Source organism: Allobosea sp. P4_E12, assembly GCF_056401655.1.
On sequence record NZ_JBFUIY010000098.1, the window covers coordinates 1 to 4,110 of the forward strand.

3 protein-coding genes and 1 pseudogene are annotated in these 4,110 nt (G+C 63.4%); 3 read left to right on the plus strand and 1 reads right to left on the minus strand.

Going from position 1 to position 4,110, the window contains the following annotated elements; translation table 11 throughout:
• The 3 genes and pseudogenes from AC1DW9_RS36225 to AC1DW9_RS36235 form a co-directional block, all read left to right on the plus strand.
• Positions 1-238: DDE-type integrase/transposase/recombinase (locus AC1DW9_RS36225; RefSeq protein WP_476855387.1), on the plus strand; the 238-nt coding region annotated here is incomplete at its 5' end.
• Positions 239-289: 51 nt separating this feature from the next.
• Positions 290-529, plus strand: a pseudogene (locus AC1DW9_RS36230) (DUF1275 family protein); the annotation flags it as partial.
• 937 nt (positions 530-1,466) lie between these two features.
• Positions 1,467-2,252, plus strand: a complete 786-nt coding sequence (locus AC1DW9_RS36235) for a potassium channel family protein (RefSeq protein ID WP_441509157.1) — start codon at positions 1,467-1,469, stop codon at positions 2,250-2,252.
• 626 nt (positions 2,253-2,878) lie between these two features.
• On the opposite strand, the gene AC1DW9_RS36240 is transcribed toward AC1DW9_RS36235, so the two are convergent.
• Positions 2,879-3,100 carry a hypothetical protein gene (locus AC1DW9_RS36240; RefSeq protein WP_441509159.1) on the minus strand — a complete coding sequence of 74 codons (222 nt, stop codon included), beginning with the start codon at positions 3,098-3,100 and terminating at the stop codon, positions 2,879-2,881.
• Positions 3,101-4,110: the final 1,010 nt, after the last annotated feature.

Here is a 4,110-nt window from a genome sequence, read left to right on the forward strand (position 1 = left end):
AGAGCTGAAGCCGATCCGAATCCGGCAAAGCCAATACCTGAACAATCGGATCGAGCAGGATCATCGGCGGATCAAACGGCGAATCCGATCGATGCTTGGCTTAACATCATTCAAAAACGCCGCTGCAACCCTGGTCGGTATCGAGATGGTTCACATGATGCGCAAGAGACAGGCCAGATACGCCTACAATCCAAACCCGTCCATCGCAGCGCAGTTTGAGATTATCGCAGCGGCGTGAAAGGGCACGAACCACCAAATTCTATGGCGCCGCGGGAATTTGCAACAGAACCTCGCCACCGACATCGGCATCGAGCTCGGAAAGCTCTTCTACTGGAACCGCGCGCAAGCCCCGCTTGGTGGCTGGGTTCTGGCCGACCGGCGCAAGCTGCGCTTGCTCGCCTCGTTGCTCGGGGCGTTCTTGCTAGGCGGAGTGGTCGGCGCCCTGGGGTTCAAGCATATCGGTTTCGTCTCGGCCATTCCGCTCGCAGTGCTTCTTTTCTTGCTCGCAGGTGTGCCGATGTTGGCCGACTTTCTCGCGTGGTGTCGCGCTACCTTTCTGGGATGGAACTCGCGTGAGCGGTAGCGGTCAGCGCCGTCGCGTTCCGGCGGCGTTCAGCGCCAATTCGTTGCCGATATCGTCCATGTGCCGCGACTGCGACAAGCAGCATGGTGCCCAAGCATTCGCCTGCGCGCGGAGTCCAACAGCCGCATCGTGCGGGCGCCATGCGAGGCGACGGGCGTCACGGTTGAATCGCCTGCGCCCTGGCCCATCCTGCTCCCACTGTTCCCCAACGCCATTCAGGGGTGAAGACGGTGGGATCGGTCGCTGACTCCAACGCGGGCGGGCGACAAAAAGCCTCCTCGACCGGATCATGCGCGCAGAGTCTGCCCGCCGCCTCGTGCCAACGAAGCTTTCAGGCGCCGTGCGCTGGGGATGGCGCAGATCCCAGCCCTCGCCAAGTTCCTGCACGGCGCGGGCGCGGATCTCTGCAACGTCGTCAACAATCCCCCAGGTCAGTCGCTCCGGCGAGGAGGCTCGTCGCCTGCGCGACCAGCGCTTCTGGGGGCCCCGGGCGGCATTCAGCCCATCGCCGGTTCTGTGAGCCTGAAGCGGTGAGACAGCCTTCCTTGGCCGTCTATGGCTGGCGCGGGCCTGTAGGGTGCCCCGAGGCGTCCGTCCCGAATCCGCGCCGGTTGTTCAGGGGTGGAAAACGCTGGAGGGGCGTTACAGCAGCGGGGAAGCCTGGGAGTCCGATTGAAAATGCTCAAGGATGGACGATCCGGCGCAGCATGAGGCTTCACGGGCCTGGGAACAGGAGCAAGCAATAAAGATCGTGATAGCAATCGCAACGCTGGTTGCATTCGTGATGTCAACAATTGCAGACGCTGCTAGTGCCGCCGCATCGGCCCGTTAATCGCAAGATCGGTGCCACGTCGCCTTGCGTATTGAGTGGATGAAAATGGCCATGACCGCCACGCCGCCGTTCCGACGCGCCCAGATATTGATCCGCGAGCTCTACGAGGGCGACTCGGACCGGGCGCATCGATTCCGCTACACGCTGCTCACTTTCGATCTGGTCACGCTGCTGTTCATCGTCGCGACCTCGTTCGTTCCGGGTAACGCCGTCACCGAGACGGTCGATGTCGTGTTCGGCCTCGTCATCCTGGGGGACTTTGGAGCGCGCCTGCTGATCAGCCGCCACCGCCTGCGCGACCTACTGCGCCCGACCACATTGGCCGACATCGCGGCGATCGCGTCATTCCTCGCGCCGCTGGTGGGCAAGGGCGCGGGCTTCTTGCGCGTCGTACGCACTTTGCGGCTGCTGCGCAGCTACCAGCTGCTGGCGCGGCTGCGTCGCGACTCGGCGTACTTCCGCGACAACGAGGAGATCATCATCGCGGTCGCCAATTTCGTGGTGTTCCTGTTCGTGATGACCGGCTTCGTCTACGAGACGCAGCACGCCAGCAATCCGCACATCACAAACTATGCGGACGCGCTGTATTTCACCGTCACGGCCCTGACCACCACCGGTTTCGGCGACATCACGCTGTCGGGCACCACCGGGCGGCTCATCTCGGTCGCCATCATGATCTGCGGCGTGACGCTGTTCTTCGGGTTGGCCAAGGCGGTGCTGCGTCCGAACAAGGTGCGCTTCCCCTGCCCGACCTGCGGCCTGCTCCGTCACGATCCCGACGCGTCGCACTGCAAGGCCTGCGGGCAGGTGCTGAACATTCCGTACGAGGAGGAATAGAGCATTTTTGGGGGCTGATCGCCGCCGTAGTGCGAAACGGAACGAAACTCTACGAATACCCCCTTGCGCGCCCTTTCCATCGCCCGCCTGCGGGCGATGGGATTCAACCCTTGACCCCAGCGTTGGCAAGCGCACGGCCATCGATCTCGTCATCGCGTATGGCGACGCTCCCGACGTCATCGCCGCCATGCGCTGGCGGTTCGAGGCGATGGGAGTCCGGCTGGGTCTATGAGCTGGAACGGGCAGCAAGGCACGTAGACGGCCTTCACGTGGGCGCTGGCCCATCCTGCTCCTTGGGCCAGGGCGCTGTTCCCTGACGCCATTCAGGGTGAAGACGGCGAAATCGGTCGCTGACTCCAACGCGGGCGGGCGACAAAGCGCCCTCGACCTGATCATGCCCGCGGAGTCTACCCGCCGCATCGTGCCAATCGAGCTTTCGGGCACTGTGCGCTCGACACGGATCTCTGCAACACCGTCAACAATCCGCAGGTCGGTCGCTCCAGCGAGGAGGCTCGTCACCTGCTCAAGGAGCGCTTCGGGAGGCCCGCGAGCGGCATTCAGCCCCTCGCCGCGGGGCGCGGGCATGTAGGGTGCCCCGAGGCGCGCCCATTATTCAGGAGCGGGCGTTACAGCAGCGGCAGAGCCTGGGGGGGCCGGTTGAGAATGCTCAAGGATGGCCGATCCATCATGGCCTCGGCGACGTCGAGACGTTGCTCATAGTCGCGCACGTGGCGCTTCCACCGGGGCATCCAGCCGAAGGTGCGCTCGAGGACCCATCGCTTCGGCAGGATGCGCGCAGAGTCTGCCCGCCGCATCGTGCGGGCGCCATGCGAGGCGACGGGCGTCACTGTGAATCATAGGCTGGAACGGGCGGCAGGGCACGTAGACGGTCTTCACCTTCGCCGCCAAGGCGAGGGTTATCGTGTGCTACCGCCTCATCGAACGTCAGCTTCCGGACCGAGATAGAAGGGGTAAAACCGACCCTTCTCGGACTCTGTCCCCATCGCCACCCGGCGTCCGGAATGCGCGGAAAAGGAGACATGCGCCCAGCGTCACGCGCCGTGCCTCTCCCGCACGGCGCGGAGGAATGCCCCCAAAAGCGCGCGCGCCGGAGRCGCCGCTGTTCCCTCGAAGTTTCGCTCAAACTCATTCCCGGAACGGATCACCGCCGTGCAACTCGGACAAGCTTTCTTCTGCCCACTGGCCTGCCACTCGAAATCGGGCAGCTTCCACTGGACAAGAGTACGCGGCGCGAGGTGCCGRGCTATGGTGCGCGCGCCCGGCTTGCGGTGGKGGTCGGCGGCAAGTTCAACGGGCCGAATGACAAGCCGCTRGCGCTGACCGACCAGCGAGTTGTTCGGGCTGCGGCACGCAATCGACAGGACCGAAGCGGATTGCACGCGCAGGGCGTGTTTCGTCAACAGAATGGCGGGAATCAACAAAACGCGGCGGGATGAACAGGATACCTAGCCTGCGCCTTAAAATGAAAGAGCGACTACATGAATGCCATCAGCGCTTGGCTCGCACGCTGGAGCGCCCTGCCGGTCTCGACGCAAATCTTTCTTGCCGCCTGCGCGTTCCTTACTGGCCTCGGCGCATGGTGGAGCATCGATCAGCTCTCATACCTATCACGGTACAATATGTGCATGGCGTTCGAGAAGAAATCTTCCGCCCAATACTCATACGCCGACAGGCGTTGCGTCAGCGCCGCCGGCCGTCGCGGTTAGGGGTTAAGCTGGTCCGAATTTAACACCGACAATTACTTGCGCCGTTCACGACGCAACGTTGCGGTGACTGTTCGACTGGTCGATCGTGATTCAGCAGAGGACGGCGAACCAACGCGTTCGCAGGTAGGCGC

Bases quoted from the DNA above. Each gene is read 5' to 3' on its own strand.
- AC1DW9_RS36235 (WP_441509157.1), top strand. From the start codon at position 1,467: ATGACCGCCACGCCGCCGTTCCGACGCGCCCAGATATTGATCCGCGAG.